The sequence below is a fragment of the Citrobacter werkmanii genome (genome assembly GCF_008693645.1).
Lineage (GTDB): Bacteria > Pseudomonadota > Gammaproteobacteria > Enterobacterales > Enterobacteriaceae > Citrobacter > Citrobacter werkmanii.
On sequence record NZ_CP044101.1, the window covers coordinates 832561 to 852955 of the forward strand.

The following is a 20395-nucleotide window of genomic DNA, read 5'->3' on the forward strand; positions in this document are numbered from 1 at the left end:
ATTGTGTTGGTTTGTGGTTCGGTGTGCATAAACAACTCTCCTGTCAGGTGTCGTTGGTTAATGCGTCCTGCCACTCACAGCGCGGGTCGTTATGTCCCGGAGTTATCGGTTGTTGTCATGGGGTGAAGCGGTTTTCTGGGTTGGCGTTTATTTCCAACATTGAGGTAACGGCCGGGCCAGATCTCTGACGGATGCACGTCGAGCGCGATGGCAATCAACCACTCGCCTTTCGGCCACGGGCGCGTCAGGGTATTCGACAGCGTTGACGAGGCCAGCCCCGCTTCCCGCGACAGTTTCGCCAGACTGGTACCGCGCTTGTGTAAGGCGGCAACGATGTCGGCGTGGTGCCAGTCTTTTTTAGCCATTTCGGTTACCTCTCTAATTCACATGCTACGTTTTTCGTAGTATCTAAGCCATTAAAAAACTACGAATCTCGTAGTTATGCAAAAAAGACTCAGACAACGGGATGTTTTCATCCGTCGATTAAAAGAAGCCCGACAGCGCTTAGACATTTCTCAGACTGCTGTGGGGATTGCTGCGGCTGTAGATCCTTCTGTTGCAAGCACCCGTTTCAATCGCTACGAGAAAGGTGTTCATGAGCCTGATATGGAAACTGCTGCACGGATAGCTGATGTGTTGAATGTTCCACTACCATGGTTGTTCACTTCGGATGAGAATCTTGCTGAACTGATTCTCAACTTCGCTGCCCTCTCTCCTGATGCGCAACTCCAGTTGCTGGAAAAGTCCCGCCAGATGGTAGATATCTCCCCTGAAGATGATGCTTAAGATACAGCCTCTTTTAACCTGTTACTGTGATACTACGTTAATCGTAGTATCGGCAGCAAGTAAAAACTACGATTCTCGTAGTTATGAATACAAGTAACCATTACAACGATATTTTTTGCCGTCGCCTGAAGCAGGCGCGACTGGCAAGTGGGCTTTCTCAAAAACGACTGGGGATCGCTGCGGGAATTGATGAATTTGTCGCCAGTACGCGCATTAATAGGTATGAAAAAGGCGTACATGAGCCGGGAACGGAGATTGTGCAGAAACTGGCTGAGGTTCTGCGAGTGCCATTGGCTTACTTTTATGCTGAAGATGATGATTTGGCGGAGTTGATGTTGATTTTCTGGGCTTTATCAAAATTAGAACGTACTAATGTCATTTCTTATGCAAAGCAACAAAGTATTGCTTGAAAATTGATTCGGATCATATCCAGTGCGTTGCTTTAATTTTTTTGACTACTCAATTTACTATCAGATGGTGAGTTGGAAACAGTTAGAAGCTAAAACAGTTAACCATATAATTCAATAAGTGCTTGCAAATGTAATTGGTTAGCTATCACTAAACTTAAGGGGGGACATTTCAAATCTAAAATCGTACCTGATGTTGGCTCAGATTTTAGGTCATTGTCCAGAATGCTACTTATAGTCTGTCGACCTATAGTCATCATGATTTTATAAATACCCTTTATTTAAAAGGATATGACACGTGCCAGATGCTGACATCGATTTCATGAGTATCAAAAACATTCTTGCTGAAAACATAAGAGTCTATAGAGTCAACAATAACTTATCACAAGAACAGTTCGCGGAGATCTCCGGTCTACATAGGACCTATATAGGTTCTGTTGAAAGAAAAGAAAGAAATGTAACTTTAAGTACTCTTATTTTTCTAGCTAGAGCTATGAATACTTCTGTACCAAATCTTCTCACAAAACAGGGAGTTAAAAATGAACAGGGATGAGCAATTATTTTTGTTGTGGGGAAAGCTAAATGATCGCCAAAAAGATAACTTCTTAAAATGGATGAAAGCTTATGACGTAGAGAAAACATATCAAAGAACAAATGGAGATGTTTTTAATGAAGAGTTTTTTGATATATTTGGCGATAAATTAATTACCCATCATTTTAGTAGTACTCAACCATTAACTAAGACTTTATTCGAGCATGCATTTAATGATTCTTTAAATGAATCCGGGGTGGTTTCATCTCTGGCCGAAAGTAGAACAAACCCAGGCCATGATATAACAATCGATGGTATAAAGGTTGGTTTGAAGACAGAAGCAGCTAAAAATATCAGCAAATCACAAATACATGTAAGTAAGTGGATGGAGCTGGGTAAAGGCGAATGGATTTTAGGATCGTTGTTAGAGCGTTTTTTAGAGCACTTGAAAAATTATGAGCGTATTTTTACACTCAGATATTTTAAAATCTCAGATTTAAAATTTAGTTACCAACTTGTTGAAATTCCGAAACATCTATTGCTAGAGGCCAAAAATGCGAAATTAGAGGTAATGGAAAACAGCAAGCAAAATCCAAAACCTGGTTATGGTTATGTTTTGGATGAACATGGGGATAAGAAGTTTTCTCTATACTTTGATGGTGGTAGTGAGAGAAAACTTCAAATAAAGCATTTAGGCCTAGAGCATTGTATCGTTCACGGTGTTTGGGATTATATATTACCTCCCTCTTAATAATCTCTCTTTGGCGAGAGAAGCATATTCATCATTGAGCTCGATACCAATACATTCTCTGTCGAGCTCTTGACAAACTATACCTGTAGTTCCCGAACCAAAAAAAGGATCAAGAACTTTCCCTCCGGGACGTGAACCAGCCAACACACACAATCTAGCCATAGCGCGCGGGTAAACCGCAAAATGGCTTCCGGGATATGGTTCAGTATTAATATTCCAAACGGTTCGCCTATTTTTTTTACCCATTTTAGGGTCAGCTGCCGGTTCTTTAATTGATTCCCAATCATAATAATATTTTTTCCCTTTTGATAAGAGGAAAATATATTCATGGGATCTCGTCGGCCTGTCTCTGACGCTTTCTGGCTGACAGTTTGGCTTATTCCATATGATATCAGTTCTTAAATACCAGCCATCATTTTGAAGAGCAAATGCTAAACGCCATGGTACACCAATTAAATCTTTTGGTTTTAAACCTTCAGGCGTAGGGGGTCTATAGGTCATGGCTCGCCCCTTGTTTTTATCATCTTTATCACGCCAAGTTCTTCCACCAGAGGTGTAACTATCACCTATATTAAGCCATAGTGTACCATCGTCTTTTAGTGTTCTCCTGATCTCTCTGAATAAAAGGACTAAATCACTGATATAATCATTTACATTATCTTCAGCTCCTATTTGCCCTCTATTCCCATAATCTCTTAATCCCCAATAAGGAGGGGATGTAACAACACAGTCAAATATATTAGAGTCTAATTCCTGTATAACTTCCCTAGCGTCACCAACAATTATTTTGCAAGACCGCGAGTTACTTTCTATACATTGTTCAGTTTGCTCGAACAAATCTAAATTATTACTGTATTTTTTCATAAAATTTAAAAAACCAAAAAGTGTTGCTACTCATAGTATTCATTTTGGGTGTTAAAAACAACGATTTTAGACTCAAGATTTTCAAGTTACCTATGATAACGATCATCTATTATAACATCCGTTAGCAAAGAATTCATGTAGATACCTATACGTTTTTTGTGTAAGTTCAGCAACAAACTAGGTTTTCCTTTTGTTGAGTCGCACCACTTAGTTTTGGTTATTTCTAACTACCTACACCCCAGGCCATAACTAGGGCAGAGTAGCGGATTTTAAGTGGTTTATAAAAGTTTAGTAGGAAAAATGAGAGATGGTATGTTTGAGAGGGGAGGTAACTAATTGAATGCAATTGATTTTCACGGATTTCTTCGATGGTAAGATATTAATTGGGTTCCTATCATCAATAAACGAAAATTATTAGGTCAGTTTCATTGCCGCCTCCACCTCACTACACCCCGTCTCCCGCATAATCCGCATCCTTTCCGCCTTTTCATGTTTCTCGGTCATCGCCAGCGCCAGATAGAGCGCTGGCGGCACAACCCGGAACAGCGCTTCCACGCGCGGCGACAGCACGACACCCTCGGTATACTGCCCCGGCGATTTTACCGCCGAGCGCAGCAGTTGCCGCTGTTCCTCGGTCAGAGCCTTAAACCGGCACACCTGATCGATCTCTTCCGGCGGCATCACCAGCAGTTCCCACCACTCGATCATATTGAGCAGCTTCTTCGCCTCGTCAGGAAAATCCGCCAGGTTCTGCGTCGCCAGCCATAGCCAGATGCCGAGCTTGCGCCACATCTTCGAGCCCTTCGTGAGGAACCGCGCCAGCAACGGATTAACGGTAATGATATGCGCCTCGTCGGTAATATTAACGATTGGCCGCGCCAGATGCTGGTCGCGCTCGCCGAGGTTATTGATATGGTTAATCAGTGAGATATAGCTGATGGCAAGCTGGGCTTCGTAGCCTTCGCGGGCAAAGGTGGCGAGATCCACCAGGGTGATATCGGCTTCCGGCCACATCTGTCCTTCGCGGTTAAACAGTTCACCTTCAAACCCGGCGCAGAACAGGTTGATGGATTCCGCCATCTCGTAGGCCCGCTGGCGGCGGGCTTCCGGCAGGCTGGCATCTTTTGAAAGACCAAACAGCGCATCGCGGATATCCTGGGTCAGCGTCTGGCGTTTTTCTTCATAGCAGGTATGCGCGGCAGCGATAATCGCCTGGCGGATCATCGCCCGGTCTGGCCGGGTGAGGCGCGCATCCTCTTTTGCCTCGCCGCCGGTGATCATCAGCCGGGCGGTGATCTCCATTTCACCCAGAACGTCGCGCTGGTCGTCTCCGTCGCTCTCTTCGTCCTCTGGCGGTTCAGCGTCGGTAACCGCCTGTTCCACCAGTCGCCACGCATCGGCGAACAGGGGCAGAGTGATGCCGGAGCCGGGGCGCAGGCTGATTTTATTGACCGTCAGGCCGTGGGCGGCGGCGTAGTCCGCCATCAGGCCAAACGAGTTTCCGGCTTCGATGATAAACAGGCGCGGACGGTGAAGCGCCATCAGTTGCGCGATTTTCGCGTTGAGGGTGGCGGATTTGCCCGCTCCGGTTGGCCCAAGAAGTAAGAGGTGGCCGTTCTGGGCACGATCCAGCTTATTCAGTGGATCGAAGCACAGCGGCGCGCCACCACGGTTGAAGTAGCAAATCCCCGGATGCCCGGTGCCGGTTTTCCGTCCGTAAACCGGCAGCAGCCCGGCAATATGCTGGACGAAATTGAGTCGCGTATACAGCCCACGCGGATCACGCAGGGGATCGAAACACATCGGCAGCCAGCGCAACCAGTGGCTGAGCGGGGCTACTTCGTGTTGCTCCTGCACCGGAACCAGTCCGGCATTCAGCAACAGGCTGTGTAGCTGGCGCTGCTGGCGAAACAGGGTATCGGTGTCGGGCGCATGTAGGTAAAACGCCAGCGTGCTGCGGTAGAGCTTATGGCCGTCCTTCAGGTAGCTGCGCACCTCGTGGCAGTCGCGGCGGGTGTATTCCGAATCGGTATTGTCGCCAATCGCCCGGTCGGAGAGATGGCTGATGTGCTGTTCCAGCTTGTCCTGCGGATACACCACCATCGTCAGGTTCATTATGGTTCCCGATGGCAGCAGATCAAACAGGGCGTTGATGCCATCGCCGCGCGAGGTCTCTCCGGTCAGCAGGCCGGGTGGCGGCGCTTTGCGCAGGCGGTCGACGACGACCACTTTATGCGGGCGGTTATCCAGCCACCAGACGCCGTTCTCTGCATCTGAGCGAGGCTCGCTTGCCAGCAGCCGTTCTGCGAAGTCGGTGATGACGGGCAGGGATTCTTCTTCCGGTAAATCCAGTTGTCGCCAGAAGACTTTTTTATCTTCAACGGGCGGCGCGGGATTAAACCAGCGCACCAGCCAGCGGTGGATGGACTGTTCATTCTGGCGGACAGCGCTGATACTCGCCGCTTTCAGCCCGGCGGTGAGCCGTTCGCAGATGTGGTTCAGCGTCTCTTCCGGGGACGGTTCGTCCAGCGAGAGGCCGGGTAGCCAGCGGTACACCACCATCCGCGTGCGCCGCCATGTGGCTCGCCAGCGGGTACGGGTGACGGTGTTATCGAGAAACAGCCCCTCTTCACGGGTGAGCGCGGCCATATGGTTTGCCATCTGCGCGAGCCATTCCCGGGTAAAGGCGGAATCGCGGATTTCCGGCGTGGCGTAAGTCGCCAGCGTCTCCAGCCATGCCTCGCTGTCGTCCTCATCCTGGCAGAAAAACTGCACTACCCACGGCGCACGTTCGTGCTCATCAAAGGCATCCTGTAAGGCATCGGTGACGGTATCGCGCACCTGTTCCAGAAAAGCCGTCGAGCGGCCTTCGGTGCCAACGGGATTTAGCTCAAATACGGCACCTACCGAGCGGCCATCCTCCAGCAGTAGCGTCTGTGACTCCGGCAAAAATTCCACCCACGGCAGCCAGTCCACAAACGACGGGCCTTTGCGGTAGCTGGTATTCAGCGCCTGTTCGGTCAGGCCGCGCCGTTCACTCATGGCGGCGTCAGGCGCTCGCCCGGCAATGCATACTGCGGGCGGGTGTAGAAGGGGAAGACGGTGCTGTAACCAGGCACCGGCGTGTTGCCGTTAAGGTGCGGGAAGACGTACAACACCATATCCGGGTTGGGCAGGCGCGGAAACTGGCTACGAATGGTGTTCGCCTCAGGTTGCGCCACCGGACCATCCGGCGGGCGGCGCAACCGGGCGCGCGCATCAAGCAGGGCGGCACTGCCGCCGCTTTGCTGCTGCCACAGCGAGAGCATACTGGCGTCGGGGTCGACCGGCATCATTTCCTCCTGCGAGGTGCTACACCCGGCCAGTAAAAACAGAAGTATCAGGATGGTGTATTTCATTCCAGTCCCCCCGGCGTGCTGGCCTGCTGATATTTCACTTTTCGGCCTTCCGGCTCGTAGTCGATGGCCAGCGGTTCAGTGAGATGCACTGCCACCTTGTGGCCTGGCGGCACGTACACGGCATCGAACATCTGGCCATAGTGCTGTTTCATCCAGTCGGCGGTTTCTTTCAGCCCGCCGCCGATGGCTTGGCCGAGCACGTACTGGCCGTTGTTGCCCGTCACCGCGCTGGTGATGCTGCCGTCCTCCACCACGGTGGTGCTTTCGCCATTGGCAAAGGCCTGTGCTGCCGCGCCGGAGCCCGCCAGCAGGAACTGCGAGGTCAGGTACTCCTTCGCATTGCTTTTGCGCTCGCCGGGAATACACGGCAGCCCCTGGTTATCCGAGAGCCAGCCGATCTCCTGCTGCTTGTTGCCGGATTTGCCGCCCTGAGGCACGGTGCGGATGGTGCCGTCGTGAAACACAAAGGTCATCGAGGTGATTTGCCCGCGCACACAGGAGAGCGTCCAGTCGCCAGAAGCGATGCCGGAGACCACTGCGCCCGCCACGTCCGGTAGTTCGATGCCGTTGGCGGTGAGGTTGTCCTCGCCAATCAGCAGCTTAAACGGGTAGGGATCGCTGACGGCGCCGTTGAGTGGTACGCGGCCAATCAGCGCCGTCATGGCGACCGATCCGGCCAGCGTGGCGTTCTGCGGCAGGGTGTAGACCTTCACGTCAGGTTTTGGCGGCGGTTTGTCCGCCACTTTCAGGGTGACGCGCAGTAGCTTTTCATCCACAGGTGGAGGCGCATCCAGCGGCTCCAGCCAGCGGATATCCGGCTGTACGTCTGCGGGCAGTTCACCGGGCGTCAGTCCTAAGCCCGGTGGGATATCGTCCGGGCGCTTAGCCATCAGACGGTCGAGCTTATCCAGCAATCCCCGCTGGCTTTTCAGTAGTTCGTCGCGCATCTGATCCTGCTGCCTGCGCATATCCCCGCGTAACTCTGATACCAGCGTCGCCTGCTGCGCTTTCAGCCGCTTCTCGCGCGCCTGCTGGCTTTCGTTATCGTTCTGAATCGTCTGAAGCTCCCGGCGGTACTGCTTCATCTGACCGACCAGCGTGGCGACGGTATCGGCAGGCGTGTCGCCGTCGATACCCAGATCGCGCAGTTCCTGTGGTGTTAATGCTGCCACGCTGCGGGACGGGGATTTTTCAGGGGAGTTTTTGTTGGCCGGGCGCAGCAGTAACCAGACAGTGAGAAAGACAATCACAGGCAGCAGGATTTTCAACAGGAGGCTCTGGCGCGGCATCATGGTTTCGGCTCCGGCAGTAGGGCGCGGGAAGCCGGGCCTTCCGTCAGCAGATACACCACGGTGGTATCTTCTGCCAGACCACGCGGGCCGAGCCAGTCATGCTGGAAAGCGGCGGCGGTGAACTGCCCCTGAAGTTCGCGCGGATCGAGCGTGATGCGCTGCCCGCTCTGGTTTTGCAGGCGGACAGCGGTGACAGTGGTGGCGTTGACCTGCCATGCTGCCAGTGGAGTGGCGATAACGGGCTGCTGTGGCAGTAACGTGGTGATGCGTTTTGCCAGTCGGGCGGGGGCGGGCGTCACGCCTGGCAGGGCTTCGACGGTGCGCGGCGGCGCATACAGATTCTGCGCGGCGTAGCGCACCAACAGGACGGGCAGGGGCTCGGTTGATGCTGTCACCGGGACGGGCGTTTTGGCTGTGGCAGGCGTCTGCGGCGCATAGCTAATTTGCATTGCTTCAAGTGGTGAAGTGCTTTGGGTGGCCTGAATATCCAGCAGGATCAGCTCACCGCTGCTGGTATCGCGTAACTGGATACGGGTGGCCGGGAACGCCGTATTCGCCAGCAGGAAGACTTTGCCGCCCGCGCTTTGCAGACGTACTTTGCCTTCCAGCGTGGCGGGATAGCCGATGCGCACTGTTTTCCCCACGTCGACAATCCGCTCCTGCCCGATATTCAGTGTGACTGGGAGCGGGATGTTTTCCCACTGCACCACCTCCGTGGCGATGGCCGGGAAGCTGAAGAGTAAAACCAGGAAGACAGATTTCATTGTTTCTCCTCCGCTACCAGACGTTGCGGTGCGGCATCGGTACAGTCGATCGCCAGCCCCCACGGGTTTTTCTCCGCATCAATGGCATAACGCACGGCCTGTAATGGGTAGCGCACCAGCGCCTTTTTTACCGGCTCGTTCTGAAAGTACTCCTCAACCGCCACATCCAGCGTTACCCGCCAGGTGTCCCGGCTTAATATCTCGACGCGAGGAAGCGGGTGTTTATCACCGTCATGCACCAGGCTGCTGTAGCCGTGGCCGGGAAGCTCATACACGCCGCGCGTGCGTTCGCGTAACTCACCGCCATTGCGACGCACCTGAAAATCGTGCTCCAGCCGGGTGTAACAGGCGGGCGTCAGGTAGGCGCGTAGCGAACGAAGGTTGCGGGAATAGTCCTCCTCGCCGTTATCCGGCCAGCGGTTAAGCTGCTGGAAGATATAGAAGGTGAAGGCGTAAACGCTGGCGGGCGGCACTTCCCACCACGGGCGGGTGCTGCCGGAGCGCAGGTCCGGCGGGAACCAGAGGGTGAGCTTTTGCGGGGCGCTGTACCAACCGTAGCCGACGCCCGCCAGACACAGACATAGCAGAATAATCACCGCCCGCAGCGTCAGAATATGGTTATCGCGCTCGGCCAGCGCATGGCGAAAGCGGCTCATCGCGGACTCCTGCGCACTACCCATACGGTACTGTGCTGGACCAGTTGTGCGCCCCGGAGGTGATGGCGCTCCAGCCAGGCGAGGATCGCCTGCGGCAGCCAGCTGTCGGGCTTACCGCGTTTGGCGCGGGCCAGGATGCGTCCGCCGCCCTGAATCAGTAATGTAGCACCTGCCAGCGCTGAACCGGGGATTAATGGCCAGTAATGGGTTATCAGGGCCAGCAGAATGCCAAACGCGCAACCGCCGCCAAGACCGCTCGCCAGCGCCAAAAACAGTTCGCTGGTGGTCAGGCCGCGCCAGACCACGGGCTCGCGGTTGAGGCGGTCGGGGAGAAAAGGGATGGTTGCCATATTACAGGACATCCGAAGCCTGGTTGAGCAGCCAGATGATGACCACGAGAAGAATGCTGCCGACGCCCGCCATCGAGCCCAGATCTTTCCACTGCTTGCGCCCGCTCTGGATCTCCGAGTAGGTGGCAATACAGTTATTCGCCACTACCAGAAATCCGACGGCACAGATTGCCAGCGCCAGCAGCACTACGATGTCAAAACCGTAGTTCTGCAACGTCTCCATAATGCCTTTGCCCTGACCGCGCGACGGATCTTCCATTGTCGGCAGATCGGCGAAGGCATTGAATGCGGTGAGTAACAGCAGTAGCCAGCGCATGGAATCTCCTTAGCTCAGTACCAGCCAGAAGCTGACCAGCACCAGTAAAAGTGAACGTGCCGCCACCGCGCCAAAACTCTGCCAGCTCAGGCGCTGGCGGCAGACGCCCTGCCAGGCGACCAGCAGCGTCCAGGCGCACCACAGCAGCAGGGCGCTGGTAAACAGACCAAGCACTAGTAGGCTGACGGTCTCCGGCTTAGTCAGACTGGCGGCCTGGAAAGCGGTAAGTTGCGAGTCAGTCATCAGGGTTCTCCCGCTGGTAGCTGGTGCTCAGGGGCTGGACGGCGCGTGGCTGCGCTCTTGCCGGGGTAAGGTAGCGGCGAATGCCCTGTTCAACGGTGGAGAGGTCCTGCTGCGCCTGTGAGTAGTCGAAGAAGTAGCGCGACTGTGGATCGGTGCTGGCGCTGGTCTGGGCGCGTTCCAGCGAGGTTTTTACGCCGTCGAGTTGCTTCAGCGCGAGGGCGAGATGGGTGGATTCCGGGGAGGCATAGGCCAGTGACCATATGGAAAAAATCAGTAACAGAAATAATGGACTATGTCGCATGGCAGTATTTTCCTGAAGCGTATTAAGGGTAGGATCATAGAAAGGGTTTTGATGGAGAATCAGCGAGGAATTGTTTGTATCAAGTAAAAGTTTTTAGAAGTGGCCAAGTGCCTCAACGCCGATCCTGAAGATGGGGAAATATACCCATGATGTGTATAGGTTCAGGCTTCATCCGGCCGTGTTCTGTGTCAATAAACGATCGAACTTGGCTATCTACTATGAGCGAAGAGTGGAAGTTGGTACTTATAAAAAATGGCTACGAAGGCCGTGGCTATCCAACAATCACTTAAATAGTCCTTGGCGTGTTCTTTAGGGGCTTGAAGAGCGAATCGTTCGGCGACACTATAAAATGTATTAAGAGAGTATATTATTGGTATAACAGCGCACTAGAAAAACATGCATAAAACAGTGGATTGCCCAAAAAGAAGTGTTAAATATGTGAAAACTATAATGTGATGACCTGTTAAGTTCAATACTAAAGATTTTTAGATGGAAAACGCATGTAATAGGGCGTAACTTAGATGAAAGATTCTGTATTGCCGCCAAACAAAATTTGGTTATTTTTATAAAATTAAGGATTACTATATGTTAGAGTTTAGGGTTATTGAAAGAGGCGGGTATATGCCTGCTACGGAAACCAATAAAGCCTTCCTGCGTGCAGATAACTGGAATGATTATTCTTTTGTTACAATGTTTTATCTTACTGTCTTTGATGAATATGGTGAAAAACGTGACATTGGAAATGTTAAAATTGGTTTTGTAGGGCAGAAAGAAGAAGTAAGTACTTATTCACTAATAGATAAGAACTTCAGTCAACTCCCTGAAACATTTTTTTCTTTGGGTGAAAGTATTGACTATTATGTTAATCTCAGCAAATTAAGTGATGATTTTAAATATGGCCTTCTTAAGGCTATGCAGGATTTAGTAGTACGTCCAAATAGATTAGCTGATATTGAAAATGAAAGTGTCCTCAATACATCATTACTTAGAGGGGTTACTCTTTCAGAAATTCATGGGCAGTTCGCACGTGTGTTAAATGGTTTGCCGGAATTATCAGATTTCCACTTTTCATTCAACAGAAAAAGTACTTCCGGATTTAGTGAGTTAACAATACCTTTTGAGGTTGCGGTTAATTCTATGCCTAGCACGAACATTCATGCTTTTATTGGGCGGAATGGATGTGGTAAAACAACAATTTTGAATGGGATGATTGGTGCAATCATCAACCCAGAAAGTCATGAGTATTTTTTTTCAGAAAATAATAGGCTCATTGAATCACGAATCCCAAAAGGATATTTCCGTTCGCTTATTTCGGTTTCGTTTAGCGCATTTGATCCTTTTACTCCTCCTAAAGAACAACCGGATCCTGCAAAAGGTACACAATACTTTTATATTGGGCTTAAGAATGCTGCCAATAATAGTTTGAAATCACTAGATGACCTTCGTTTAGAATTTGTATCAGCATTTGTTGGTTGCATGAGAGCAGATAGAAAGAGACAACTCTGGCTTGAAGCTATAAAAAAACTAAGTAGCGATGAAAATTTTTCAAATATGGAACTCATTAGTCTTATTTCTAAATATGAAGAGTTAAGACGTAATGAATCACAGATTCAAGTAGACAATTATGAATTCACTGAATTGCTTTATAAAAATATTCAGAAATATCTACTGCGAATGAGTTCTGGGCATGCAATTGTTTTATTTACTATCACAAGATTAGTAGATGTTGTTGGTGAAAAGTCATTAGTTTTATTTGATGAACCAGAGGTTCATCTACATCCACCTTTGCTCTCCGCTTTTTTACGAACGTTAAGCGACTTACTCGATGCACGCAATGGTGTAGCAATAATTGCAACTCATTCCCCAGTAGTACTGCAAGAGGTTCCAAAGTCCTGTGTGTGGAAAGTTCTGCGATCAAGAGAAGCTATGAATATTATCCGTCCGGATATTGAAACATTCGGTGAGAACTTAGGTGTTTTAACCCGTGAAGTGTTTTTACTTGAAGTGACAAACTCTGGATACCACCATTTATTATCACAGTCCGTTAATTCAGGGCTTTCTTATGAGGCCATTCTAGAAAATTATAATGGACAGATAGGATTAGAGGGCCGAATTGTTTTAAAAGCGATGATAATGAATAGGGATGAAGGTAAAGTACAATGAAAAAACTATCTCTTCCAGAGAGAACTTATAGTGAAATGCTTAATAAGTGTTCTGAAGGAATGAAGCAGATTAATGTTAGAAATAATTTTATTGCTCACTTCCCCCATTTTTTGATTAAAGAACAGCAATATAGGGCATTAAGCTCGGCAGGTCAGTTATTTACCTACGCTAGAACACATCCTCTTACACCTACAACCTTAGTAGTCGGTAACTTGACAAAGGTTAAATTAGAAAATCTTTATGAGAATAACCTCCGAGATAAAAATAAACCAGCTAGAGCATATTACGATGATATGCTTGTTTCATCAGGCGAAAAATGTCCATTTTGTGGTGATATAGGGCAAACAAAAAACATCGATCATTTTCTTCCTGTTGCGCATTATCCTGAATTTTCAGTGATGCCTATTAATCTCGTTCCGTCGTGCCGCGACTGTAATATGGGAGAGAAAGGTCAAGTTTTCTCTGTGGATGAAGAACACCAAGCGATTCATCCTTATATCGACAAGGATATTTTTTTTCGTGAGCAATGGGTGTTTGCAAATTTTGTTTCCGGAACCCCTGATGCTATCAGTTTTTATGTTGAATGTCCTGTAACCTGGCGGCAGGAAGACAAAAGCAGAGCTCTTCACCATTTCACGCTTTTAAATATTGCTAACAGGTATCGTTTGGAGGCGGGAAAACACTTGAGTGAAGTGATTACTCAAAGAAACTCTTTTGTAAAAGTTATAAGGAAAATTAGTCCAACCGTCACTTCTCAGCAACTACGGTCGGCATTTATTGAAGCAAATCTGAAACCAATTATAGATTTGAATGATTTCCCCAATTACTGGAAAAGAGTTATGTATCAGTGTTTGGCAAACTCGGCAGAGTTTTTCAGCGGAATCTAGAGCTTGATGAAAGATGGAAAGTTCAGCCGCTTATTGGAAGTGAGCGTATTCGTTTAATATGAAGAGGACTGTTTTTTACAAAATCTGGCAGTAATGTGCTAACCAATTCTTGGGGCAGGTCATTGGCAAAGTGACTCGCCCCAAGAGGGACGTTTGCAATATCCGCTATCTAGCACGAAACAGCGTGTCAGCTTAGCTAAGATTTGAACTGATTCAGTCGATAGATTTACAGCGATTCCTGTTGGTGGAAAAGATCGTCTCTCAGCAAATCGATAAAATTAGACTCTGTAGTTGAAAATGGGAAAGTTAGTATTAAGCGGTTTATAACCAGCGCTTAAAGCTACCAGCCACCATCCATACCGTTATCCCGAACCATAAGTTGATAGGCAGTAAAATCAGCATTGCGGGCAGAAACAGCGGCTGTGCCAGATAAACCACCCACAGCGTGGTGGCGACTGAACTGCCGGACCTGATGATGTAGCGGTGGAGAAAAACGGATTCCAGCCCGGAGCCAAACCGTCTTAAATCCCGCTGCACCAGTCCCTCCGTCAGCCCTATTACCGCATACAGGCAGAGCAGGGGGAGAATGGCGGCAAGCCATACAAGGCGCTGCATAAAACTCACCAGCGTATAGGCCAGGGCGATGAACGGTTTCTGCAGGAGCCTGTTGGCCATAAGCATGCGAGTTGCCCCTTTCTCCAGCAGCACCAGAATTTCATTTCCCAGAGGGTGCGACTGTAACGCAAGAACCAGTTCAGTTTTCTCCAGCCTCATCACCTGAAAAACATGCCTGCTCCCCTCCTGCGGCCACCAGAAATAGAGCCCCGCCAGTTCCAGCACCACCCGCAACACCAGCGCGCCAATAACCAGCCCAATAATCCGTCCAGCCAGTGACAATAGCCAACCAACCGGTCCTTGTGGCGGGCGTGAAGGAGGTGGACGCTGCTCATTCATTCCGACTGCCCCTGGTGGCGCGCCTGCATCCACGCCGCCAGTTGCGCGACGGACTCCGGTAGCGGGCAGTGTTTATCCGCCACGGGCAGCGGCAGGCGTATTTTCCATAACTGACCGCCTTCGAGCAGAGCAAAGGCCTGGCCTTTGGGAAGCTGGATCAGCGCGGCGGTATCAATCAGCGGTACATTACTGGTGGTCACCTGTTCACGGGTGTTGCTGGTAAAGCTGTTGATGCCGCCCGGTGTGTCGGTGACGCCGGAGCTAACCTGGCGGCTGCGCACTTCCACCTGCGGCAGTTGCTTCGTCAGTAGCTCTGCGGTGGCGGTTTCGCGTACCCGCAGCATAATCAGGTTGTTGAAGTTGCCCACCACCTGGCCTGCCTTGGGCGCGCTGCCGATGCGGGCCTGAATGTCGCTCAGTGTCTGGGTATAAGCAGTGACTTGAATACCTGCGCCGCCGCCCTTGTTGACCAGCGGGATAAATTCGTCACCCATTAGTTCGTTAAACTCATCGCAGTGCAGGTTGATGGGCGGCGGTTTTTCACTGCTGGTGGGTAGTCCTTCATTGAGGCCAAATTTATACAGATGCCCGGCGACGCTCACCAGGTCAGCAAACATCGAGTTGCCGACGGCGGCAGCGACCACCGCATCGGAAAGCGCGTCCAGTCCGACATAGACCACTGCTTTCTGGCGGATCGCCTGCTGCCAGTCGAGGATCTGACGTGTGTCATCCAGATCGTGATAGTCCGGGGCGAGCAGGGCGGCCAGCGTGCCAGTGGTTAGTTTTTCCAGCAGCGGCAGCAGCGAAGCGACGATCTTGTCGAAGTAGGTTTTGTCATAGCGCACCGCTGAGAGCAGGCCATCGAGGATCGGATCGTAAAATTTCTCCGCGTTGAGGTACTGCTCTAGCGCCACTACGTGAGGATCGCGGCCCAGCATATGGCGCGGCATATTCCGGTCATTAAGCTGTTCCGCCAGTTGCACCACCACTTCCCACGCCCGCGCGTTGTGGCGTGGCAGTACGATGCGGGCATAGTCGATAAACAGGGCGTCGATATTGACGACGTGGCGGGAAATCAGCTGGTAGTCCGGGCGCTGGCCGAGCGCCACCAGAGCGCGGGCGATGATATTCACAAAGCGCCAGGCGAACTCGCGAAAGGCCGCTGAGTTGCCTTCGCCGGAAAGCTGTCCGGTGAGGCGCGACGCCACTTCCGAAATACGGCCAAAGCGTCCAATGGCGTTGTAGCGGGCGGAGATTTCCGGGTATGCCAGATGGAACAGGATAAAGCGGTCTCCGCGTCCGGCGCGCTGCGCTTCTGTCCACAGACGCTTCAGCAGATCCGCGTCGCCTTTCGGATCGAAAACGATCACCACCTCGCCACGGCGGATATCCTGAGTGGCAAGCAGTTCCGCCAGCCGGGTTTTGCCGACGCGGGTGGTGCCGAGCACCAGCGTATGGCCGGGGCGTTCACTGAGTGGCAGGGTAACCTCGCTTTCTCTCAGCTCCACCCCATGCAGCCACGGATTGCCGCCGACGGGCGGCAGCGGGCGCACCGGATTCAGCCAGCGATCGGCGCTGAGCAGGCGGGTAAGATGGGGAAGAGCATGTTCACCGCGTTTTTCGATGTGCCTTGCCAGACGGTAACACCATCCGGGGCTCAGCCAGCGTGCGGCTTCCGGTTGCAGGCAGTCGTACAGACGCTGGGTATGGATGGGTAGCCAGCGGAACCCTTTGCCGAGAAACAGTCGCTGGCGGCTGACCGGGATTTTCCTGCTGGTCAGCACGTAGCGCGGCAGGCGCAGCAGGTTATGGTGGTAGCGCACGATTTGCCAGCCCTGCCAGCCGCGTCGCAGGGCCAGCAGCATCAGAGCACAGGCCATCAGTTGGGCCTGCAACGGTGTGAGCATCAACCACGGTGCCTGCGTCAGGCAGACTAATGAGCCACAACTGGCGGTGACGGTGCTGTAAAACTCCACGGGTGGGCGCAGCAGCGCCTCCAGCACGTAGCGGCTCATGGCGGGGCTTCCTGTTGAAAGTGGCGGCTGACCAGTTTGCGGTAGCGTGCGGCTGGCGCGCCGCCAGCGGGACGATGATAACGGGCGGCAGCATTGAGCCAGCTTCCGGGACGTTCATCGTAGCGTTCTCTCAGCAACTGTGCGGTGAGCGACAGGTTACGCCAGGGATGCAGGGCGTCGCAGGGAGAAGCAAAATGCGCCCGATGCCAGCCGATATTGATTTGCCCGAGTCCCACGTCAATGCGCTTCGGGCTGGTGCGGCGGATGGCGGCCAGCAGCGCTTGGCAGGCCTGCTCCTGGCTGGCATAGCGGTAGCCGGTCCCGGCGATATTGAGCGTCCACGGCCACGGGCGATGTTTGCCACTCAGGTTCGCCCCGCTTTCGGTCTGTGTGACGGCCCACAGCAGCTCCGGCGGTACGCGGTAATGCTCCGCGGCGCGCAGATAAGCCTCTGGCAGAGGCTGCGCCAGCGCCAGGCAGGGCAGCAGCAGGATCAGGGCAGGACCTCGCGCCATTGCTCCCCCTTACGCTCCAGCGCCACCGGGATTTTGCTCTGCCCCAAAAGAAGCCAGCGGCCCGCGTCGTGGTTAAGCGTGATGCTGTGTTCACTCACCAGTTTTGCGTCAATGCCATGCGCTATCGCCCAGCGGCGCACCCGGTTATCATCGCCTTCGCTGTTGATCAGCCAGATATCCAGCGGGCGCTGTTGCGCCAGCAGGGTACGCAGCAGGCTGTCGCAGGGCGGGCAGTCATCTTTAACGAACAACGAAACGCGGGAAGTGCTGACGGAGGTGGTTTTCAGCGGCGTTAGTCCCGGATACAGGAGCTGCCAGGCGGCGTCATACGCGCGCTGGAAGGCGAGTTCCTTCTCCAGCCGCTGGTACTCCTGCCTGACCAGCAGTTCGGCGAAGCGCTGACGTTCGTGGTCAGTGTCGGCTTCGACGCCCAGCGTGGTCAGCGGATCGAGCCCCGGCGACCAGACGCCGCGCGCCTGCTGTTTCAGTGTGAGATAGCGCTGCCACTCCTCTGGCGTGACGCCCCAGACGGTGGCCTGCTGTTGCGTGGTCAGCGGTCTGAGAGCAGAGTCCGCGTTCTGGCTGGTCTGCACCTGAAGCGGTTGCGCCCACGCGCTGGCGGTGAACAGTAACAGAAGAACCAGGTGTTTCATCGCTTACTCCGGCATCTTCAGCGTCAACTGACGTTTGCCGTGACGGAACACAGCCCGGCGCTCATCAAACCGCTCCAGCCGCCAGTCGCGCCACTGCTCTCCCTTACGTAGCCACACCACCTGATGGAGGTAAACGGCTTCCGGCGGCACGACAACCGCCAGGCGGATATCACCCCGCTGTATGGTCCCGGCGAGAAAAAACGGGGCCGTTAACGGCCCCAAAGGGTGGAGGGACACGGGATGACGGTAAGCCACCGTCGGGGGGAGGGAATGGTCGCTGGCGAAACAGACTTCACGGCGGTTTTTGTCGGTGGTCACCCGCCATGCCGGGCCTGCCAGCAGTTGCAGAGCGGCCTTCAGGCGCAGCGGGCCGGTGTTGTACTGGCTCAGCGGTAACGGGAGCCCATAAAGCTGTGCCCGGCGCGCATCGGCGAGACACAAGGACCAGCCGCTGTCGCGCAGCAGGTATTGCAACGCTTCCCCTACCATCGGGTGAAAACCTGGCGGAACGGACAGGGTGGTAAGCTGCTCCAGAAGTGGCTGTTGCGGTGACGTGTTGACCAGCAGATAGCGGTCGTAGCGGACGACTTCTGGCGTGGCAGGGGAGGCGGTGGCCACGCCGTTGAAAATAAACAGGAGCAGAGCTGTCAGCAGTCGTTTCATCGTATCCTCCACAGAGCTTTGACAGGAGCGTGCTGGATGAGAGGGCTGGGGACTATCGACAACTGTTTGCGGCGTCAAAAAATAGCGCCCGGTTCCGGGCGCAAAATCAGATCAGTAAGGGAATCTTTCCCCCATCAGCCCCAGCGTGGCGGCGATGGGGATGCCCTGCTCAGAAAAATGAACGCGTAGCGTCAGCCTGACGGTTTGCTGCTGCGTGCTGCCGTTAGTTTTTTGCGGCAGCACCGAGCGGTAATCAATACGAATGGTGCGCTGCGGCGGTTGGTGGGAGATAAAGGCCACTACCGCTGCCATTTCAACACCTTTCAGCAAGTCCCTGATGGCGTTGTCATTCCGGTCTTCAAGACAGTGCTTGTGGGCCGAAAGAGTTATGGCCAGATCCAGCGGCAAGCCAGCGTCCAGCGCCTCGTCATCAAGGTTAATCAGTTTGCCCCGGTCAAGGGCTTCTTCACGTGAGTTAAATACGGTATTCATCATGCGTCTCTCCGGTAAAAGTCCGGGGAAACGCCCCGACGGGGAATTTCCCCGGCAGGGTGAATGCTGTGTGTCAGAACTGCGGTACAGGCTCTGCTGGCGGTGTGGCTGGCGCTGGCTGGGATTCTGCTTCGCGTTCTGCCCGGTAAACTTCTTCACCGTCAATTTTGATGAGCCCGATGTGCAATAGATGGGCTTTCAGGCTGACGCCGGTTTCGCCTTTACGGTCGCCTTTGCTGTAGACAAAGGTGTCGGCATACAGATCGCCGAGGCGGAACTGGATCAGTACCTTGCGCTTCTGCTCACAGGCGTCGATACAGCGGCGCACCAGTTTCTGCGCTTCCTTGCCGCTGACGCGGCAGTCGAACCAGGTGTGTTCCGCGTTGCTGGCTTCGCCCCGTAGTGCGGCAATGTCGCAACACAGGAACGGTTCGCCTTTTTTCGGGGTCACTTCCCGGATCCGGTTGAGGTAGCCCAGACCGCTGGTGTACAGGTTGAAGTAGTGGGTATCGTTCATGGTGGTATCTCCGTGTTGAAAGGTGCGGAGGCCCCATGCGCGGGGGTGCCCCGCTTCGGGTTTGGCTCATGGGCTGCAAGGCCTCTGAGTTACTGGCAGTACGGGCATTCCGCGCTGTGCGCCTCCGCGTTTCAGGAATGCATGGCGGACTTTGGTGATAACGGCATTAACAGCAACAGCTTTCGGGGTGAGAGAACAGCGAGATTTGTTATCGGTGGCTGAATAATTTCCGTGACAGGCTGGGCGCATAATGTGTGATTTACATCACAAAACTGCGCTTCGGTGAGTTGAAATATTGTTCAGTAACCTCATATAGAAAGCGGGTAAGGGACACCTGCCCATAAGACATGAACTTTTTGAATATTCTTTTTTACTGTTCAGGAGGTACATGATGACTCTCAGAACTTTTCCCATGTTGCACGATCTCTCCGACTCTCTTTTTGCGGACCGTTTTAACCGTATCGATCGCCTCTTTAGCCAGCTAACCGGCAGTACGCCGTTGCCCTCCACGCCTTCTTACAATATCCGGCGGCTGGGCGATAACCGCTATGAACTGACGCTCAGCGTACCGGGCTGGAAAGAGAGTGAACTGGAAATTGAAACCGTCGGCGGTCAGCTGAACATCAGCGGTAAACGTGAAGAGGAGAAAACCGAAAACGGCGAAGAAGGCTGGATCCATCGGGGTATCAGCCGCAGCGACTTCCGGGCCAGCTATAGTCTGCCGGAGCATGTGAAAGTGACCGGCGCTTCGCTGGAAAACGGCTTGCTGGCGATTGAATTACACCAGGATATCCCGGAAGAAGAGAAACCACAGCGCATCGCTATCAACAATAACCCGGCGATTGAACACAAGCCGTAATCGTTGAGTGTCGTTGT

At 52.8% G+C, this 20395-nt stretch carries 25 protein-coding genes; 7 read left to right on the forward strand and 18 right to left on the reverse strand.

Going from position 1 to position 20395, the window contains the following annotated elements; translation table 11 throughout:
• Positions 1-89 precede the first annotated feature (89 nt).
• Entirely contained in the window at positions 90-365 is a 276-nt protein-coding gene (locus FOB24_RS04670) for a helix-turn-helix domain-containing protein (protein WP_150344575.1), read from the reverse strand.
• Positions 366-441: 76 nt separating this feature from the next.
• Between FOB24_RS04670 and FOB24_RS04675 the strand changes: the two genes are divergently transcribed.
• From FOB24_RS04675 to FOB24_RS04690, 4 genes are all read left to right on the forward strand, one after another.
• Positions 442-786 (forward strand): helix-turn-helix domain-containing protein, encoded by a 345-nt coding sequence (locus tag FOB24_RS04675; protein WP_150344576.1) that lies wholly within the window; start codon positions 442-444, stop codon positions 784-786.
• An 83-nt stretch (positions 787-869) separates the two neighbouring features.
• Positions 870-1196 carry a helix-turn-helix domain-containing protein gene (locus FOB24_RS04680; protein ID WP_150344577.1) on the forward strand — a complete coding sequence of 109 codons (327 nt, stop codon included), beginning with the start codon at positions 870-872 and terminating at the stop codon, positions 1194-1196.
• Between the two features lie 319 nt (positions 1197-1515).
• A complete protein-coding gene (locus FOB24_RS24580; protein WP_150345559.1) occupies positions 1516-1746 on the forward strand; it encodes a helix-turn-helix domain-containing protein in 231 nt (76 codons plus the stop codon).
• Positions 1733-2476, forward strand: coding sequence for a restriction endonuclease (locus FOB24_RS04690; RefSeq protein WP_150344578.1), 744 nt, complete (start codon positions 1733-1735; stop codon positions 2474-2476). Before FOB24_RS24580 ends, FOB24_RS04690 begins: the two co-directional genes overlap by 14 nt.
• On the opposite strand, the gene FOB24_RS04695 is transcribed toward FOB24_RS04690, so the two are convergent.
• From FOB24_RS04695 to FOB24_RS04740, 10 genes are all read right to left on the reverse strand, one after another.
• Complete coding sequence (locus tag FOB24_RS04695; RefSeq protein WP_150344579.1) at positions 2462-3340, reverse strand: DNA-methyltransferase; 879 nt, start codon at positions 3338-3340, stop codon at positions 2462-2464. The genes FOB24_RS04690 and FOB24_RS04695 overlap by 15 nt on opposite strands.
• Positions 3341-3754: 414 nt before the next feature.
• Entirely contained in the window at positions 3755-6382 is a 2628-nt protein-coding gene (locus FOB24_RS04700) for a conjugative transfer ATPase (protein ID WP_150344580.1), read from the reverse strand.
• Positions 6379-6738, reverse strand: coding sequence for a TIGR03751 family conjugal transfer lipoprotein (locus tag FOB24_RS04705; RefSeq protein WP_150344581.1), 360 nt, complete (start codon positions 6736-6738; stop codon positions 6379-6381). Before FOB24_RS04705 ends, FOB24_RS04700 begins: the two co-directional genes overlap by 4 nt.
• Entirely contained in the window at positions 6735-8030 is a 1296-nt protein-coding gene (locus FOB24_RS04710) for a TIGR03752 family integrating conjugative element protein (RefSeq protein ID WP_150344582.1), read from the reverse strand. The genes FOB24_RS04705 and FOB24_RS04710 overlap by 4 nt, the downstream gene beginning before the upstream one ends.
• Entirely contained in the window at positions 8027-8794 is a 768-nt protein-coding gene (locus tag FOB24_RS04715) for a TIGR03749 family integrating conjugative element protein (RefSeq protein ID WP_150344583.1), read from the reverse strand. The genes FOB24_RS04710 and FOB24_RS04715 overlap by 4 nt, the downstream gene beginning before the upstream one ends.
• Positions 8791-9450, reverse strand: coding sequence for a PFL_4703 family integrating conjugative element protein (locus FOB24_RS04720; protein ID WP_150344584.1), 660 nt, complete (start codon positions 9448-9450; stop codon positions 8791-8793). Before FOB24_RS04720 ends, FOB24_RS04715 begins: the two co-directional genes overlap by 4 nt.
• Positions 9447-9800, reverse strand: a complete 354-nt coding sequence (locus FOB24_RS04725; RefSeq protein ID WP_150344585.1) for a TIGR03750 family conjugal transfer protein — start codon at positions 9798-9800, stop codon at positions 9447-9449. The genes FOB24_RS04720 and FOB24_RS04725 overlap by 4 nt, the downstream gene beginning before the upstream one ends.
• 1 nt (position 9801) lies before the next feature.
• The gene (locus FOB24_RS04730; RefSeq protein ID WP_094888294.1) at positions 9802-10116 is read right to left on the reverse strand and encodes a TIGR03745 family integrating conjugative element membrane protein; all 315 of its coding nucleotides are present in this window, start codon (positions 10114-10116) and stop codon (positions 9802-9804) included.
• 9 nt (positions 10117-10125) lie between these two features.
• A complete protein-coding gene (locus tag FOB24_RS04735) occupies positions 10126-10359 on the reverse strand; it encodes a TIGR03758 family integrating conjugative element protein (protein ID WP_150344586.1) in 234 nt (77 codons plus the stop codon).
• A complete protein-coding gene (locus tag FOB24_RS04740; RefSeq protein WP_150344587.1) occupies positions 10352-10660 on the reverse strand; it encodes an integrative conjugative element protein, RAQPRD family in 309 nt (102 codons plus the stop codon). The genes FOB24_RS04735 and FOB24_RS04740 overlap by 8 nt, the downstream gene beginning before the upstream one ends.
• A 585-nt stretch (positions 10661-11245) precedes the next feature.
• Between FOB24_RS04740 and FOB24_RS04745 the strand changes: the two genes are divergently transcribed.
• Both FOB24_RS04745 and FOB24_RS04750 read left to right on the forward strand, forming a co-directional pair.
• Positions 11246-12823, forward strand: coding sequence for an AAA family ATPase (locus FOB24_RS04745; protein ID WP_079951591.1), 1578 nt, complete (start codon positions 11246-11248; stop codon positions 12821-12823).
• Positions 12820-13710 carry an HNH endonuclease gene (locus FOB24_RS04750; RefSeq protein ID WP_150344588.1) on the forward strand — a complete coding sequence of 297 codons (891 nt, stop codon included), beginning with the start codon at positions 12820-12822 and terminating at the stop codon, positions 13708-13710. Before FOB24_RS04745 ends, FOB24_RS04750 begins: the two co-directional genes overlap by 4 nt.
• Before the next feature lie 321 nt (positions 13711-14031).
• Here FOB24_RS04750 and FOB24_RS04755 read toward each other — a convergent pair whose 3' ends face one another.
• The 7 genes from FOB24_RS04755 to FOB24_RS04785 form a co-directional block, all read right to left on the reverse strand.
• On the reverse strand, positions 14032-14664 hold the full coding sequence (locus FOB24_RS04755) for a DUF4400 domain-containing protein (RefSeq protein ID WP_150344589.1): 633 nt from the start codon (positions 14662-14664) through the stop codon (positions 14032-14034).
• The gene (gene traD, locus FOB24_RS04760) at positions 14661-16679 is read right to left on the reverse strand and encodes a type IV conjugative transfer system coupling protein TraD (RefSeq protein ID WP_150344590.1); all 2019 of its coding nucleotides are present in this window, start codon (positions 16677-16679) and stop codon (positions 14661-14663) included. The genes FOB24_RS04755 and traD overlap by 4 nt, the downstream gene beginning before the upstream one ends.
• Positions 16676-17194 (reverse strand): transglycosylase SLT domain-containing protein, encoded by a 519-nt coding sequence (locus tag FOB24_RS04765; RefSeq protein ID WP_150344591.1) that lies wholly within the window; start codon positions 17192-17194, stop codon positions 16676-16678. Before FOB24_RS04765 ends, traD begins: the two co-directional genes overlap by 4 nt.
• Positions 17173-17847, reverse strand: a complete 675-nt coding sequence (locus tag FOB24_RS04770) for a TIGR03759 family integrating conjugative element protein (protein ID WP_150344592.1) — start codon at positions 17845-17847, stop codon at positions 17173-17175. Before FOB24_RS04770 ends, FOB24_RS04765 begins: the two co-directional genes overlap by 22 nt.
• A 3-nt stretch (positions 17848-17850) precedes the next feature.
• Entirely contained in the window at positions 17851-18510 is a 660-nt protein-coding gene (pilL2, locus tag FOB24_RS04775; protein WP_150344593.1) for a PFGI-1 class ICE element type IV pilus protein PilL2, read from the reverse strand.
• A gap of 111 nt (positions 18511-18621) precedes the next feature.
• The gene (locus tag FOB24_RS04780) at positions 18622-19005 is read right to left on the reverse strand and encodes a hypothetical protein (protein ID WP_150344594.1); all 384 of its coding nucleotides are present in this window, start codon (positions 19003-19005) and stop codon (positions 18622-18624) included.
• Between the two features lie 70 nt (positions 19006-19075).
• Positions 19076-19519, reverse strand: coding sequence for an STY4534 family ICE replication protein (locus FOB24_RS04785; RefSeq protein WP_150344595.1), 444 nt, complete (start codon positions 19517-19519; stop codon positions 19076-19078).
• A 388-nt stretch (positions 19520-19907) separates the two neighbouring features.
• Here FOB24_RS04785 and FOB24_RS04795 point away from each other — a divergent pair, with 388 nt between their 5' ends.
• Entirely contained in the window at positions 19908-20378 is a 471-nt protein-coding gene (locus tag FOB24_RS04795) for an Hsp20 family protein (RefSeq protein WP_080340068.1), read from the forward strand.
• Positions 20379-20395: the final 17 nt, after the last annotated feature.

Excerpts from the sequence above, each read along its gene's own strand:
- FOB24_RS04670 (WP_150344575.1), bottom strand. The coding sequence starts at position 365 with ATGGCTAAAAAAGACTGGCACCACGCCGACATCGTTGCCGCCTTACAC.
- FOB24_RS04700 (WP_150344580.1), bottom strand. The coding sequence starts at position 6,382 with ATGAGTGAACGGCGCGGCCTGACCGAACAGGCGCTGAATACCAGCTAC.
- FOB24_RS04785 (WP_150344595.1), bottom strand. The coding sequence starts at position 19,519 with ATGAACGATACCCACTACTTCAACCTGTACACCAGCGGTCTGGGCTAC.
- FOB24_RS04745 (WP_079951591.1), top strand. The coding sequence starts at position 11,246 with ATGTTAGAGTTTAGGGTTATTGAAAGAGGCGGGTATATGCCTGCTACG.
- FOB24_RS04715 (WP_150344583.1), bottom strand. The coding sequence starts at position 8,794 with ATGAAATCTGTCTTCCTGGTTTTACTCTTCAGCTTCCCGGCCATCGCC.
- FOB24_RS24580 (WP_150345559.1), top strand. The coding sequence starts at position 1,516 with ATGAGTATCAAAAACATTCTTGCTGAAAACATAAGAGTCTATAGAGTC.
- FOB24_RS04765 (WP_150344591.1), bottom strand. The coding sequence starts at position 17,194 with ATGGCGCGAGGTCCTGCCCTGATCCTGCTGCTGCCCTGCCTGGCGCTG.
- FOB24_RS04720 (WP_150344584.1), bottom strand. The coding sequence starts at position 9,450 with ATGAGCCGCTTTCGCCATGCGCTGGCCGAGCGCGATAACCATATTCTG.
- FOB24_RS04735 (WP_150344586.1), bottom strand. The coding sequence starts at position 10,359 with ATGACTGACTCGCAACTTACCGCTTTCCAGGCCGCCAGTCTGACTAAG.
- FOB24_RS04710 (WP_150344582.1), bottom strand. The coding sequence starts at position 8,030 with ATGATGCCGCGCCAGAGCCTCCTGTTGAAAATCCTGCTGCCTGTGATT.
- FOB24_RS04795 (WP_080340068.1), top strand. The coding sequence starts at position 19,908 with ATGATGACTCTCAGAACTTTTCCCATGTTGCACGATCTCTCCGACTCT.
- FOB24_RS04675 (WP_150344576.1), top strand. The coding sequence starts at position 442 with ATGCAAAAAAGACTCAGACAACGGGATGTTTTCATCCGTCGATTAAAA.
- FOB24_RS04680 (WP_150344577.1), top strand. The coding sequence starts at position 870 with ATGAATACAAGTAACCATTACAACGATATTTTTTGCCGTCGCCTGAAG.
- FOB24_RS04730 (WP_094888294.1), bottom strand. The coding sequence starts at position 10,116 with ATGCGCTGGCTACTGCTGTTACTCACCGCATTCAATGCCTTCGCCGAT.
- FOB24_RS04780 (WP_150344594.1), bottom strand. The coding sequence starts at position 19,005 with ATGATGAATACCGTATTTAACTCACGTGAAGAAGCCCTTGACCGGGGC.
- FOB24_RS04705 (WP_150344581.1), bottom strand. The coding sequence starts at position 6,738 with ATGAAATACACCATCCTGATACTTCTGTTTTTACTGGCCGGGTGTAGC.
- FOB24_RS04740 (WP_150344587.1), bottom strand. The coding sequence starts at position 10,660 with ATGCGACATAGTCCATTATTTCTGTTACTGATTTTTTCCATATGGTCA.
- FOB24_RS04695 (WP_150344579.1), bottom strand. The coding sequence starts at position 3,340 with ATGAAAAAATACAGTAATAATTTAGATTTGTTCGAGCAAACTGAACAA.
- FOB24_RS04690 (WP_150344578.1), top strand. The coding sequence starts at position 1,733 with ATGAACAGGGATGAGCAATTATTTTTGTTGTGGGGAAAGCTAAATGAT.
- pilL2 (WP_150344593.1), bottom strand. The coding sequence starts at position 18,510 with ATGAAACGACTGCTGACAGCTCTGCTCCTGTTTATTTTCAACGGCGTG.
- FOB24_RS04755 (WP_150344589.1), bottom strand. The coding sequence starts at position 14,664 with ATGAATGAGCAGCGTCCACCTCCTTCACGCCCGCCACAAGGACCGGTT.
- traD (WP_150344590.1), bottom strand. The coding sequence starts at position 16,679 with ATGAGCCGCTACGTGCTGGAGGCGCTGCTGCGCCCACCCGTGGAGTTT.
- FOB24_RS04770 (WP_150344592.1), bottom strand. The coding sequence starts at position 17,847 with ATGAAACACCTGGTTCTTCTGTTACTGTTCACCGCCAGCGCGTGGGCG.
- FOB24_RS04750 (WP_150344588.1), top strand. The coding sequence starts at position 12,820 with ATGAAAAAACTATCTCTTCCAGAGAGAACTTATAGTGAAATGCTTAAT.
- FOB24_RS04725 (WP_150344585.1), bottom strand. The coding sequence starts at position 9,800 with ATGGCAACCATCCCTTTTCTCCCCGACCGCCTCAACCGCGAGCCCGTG.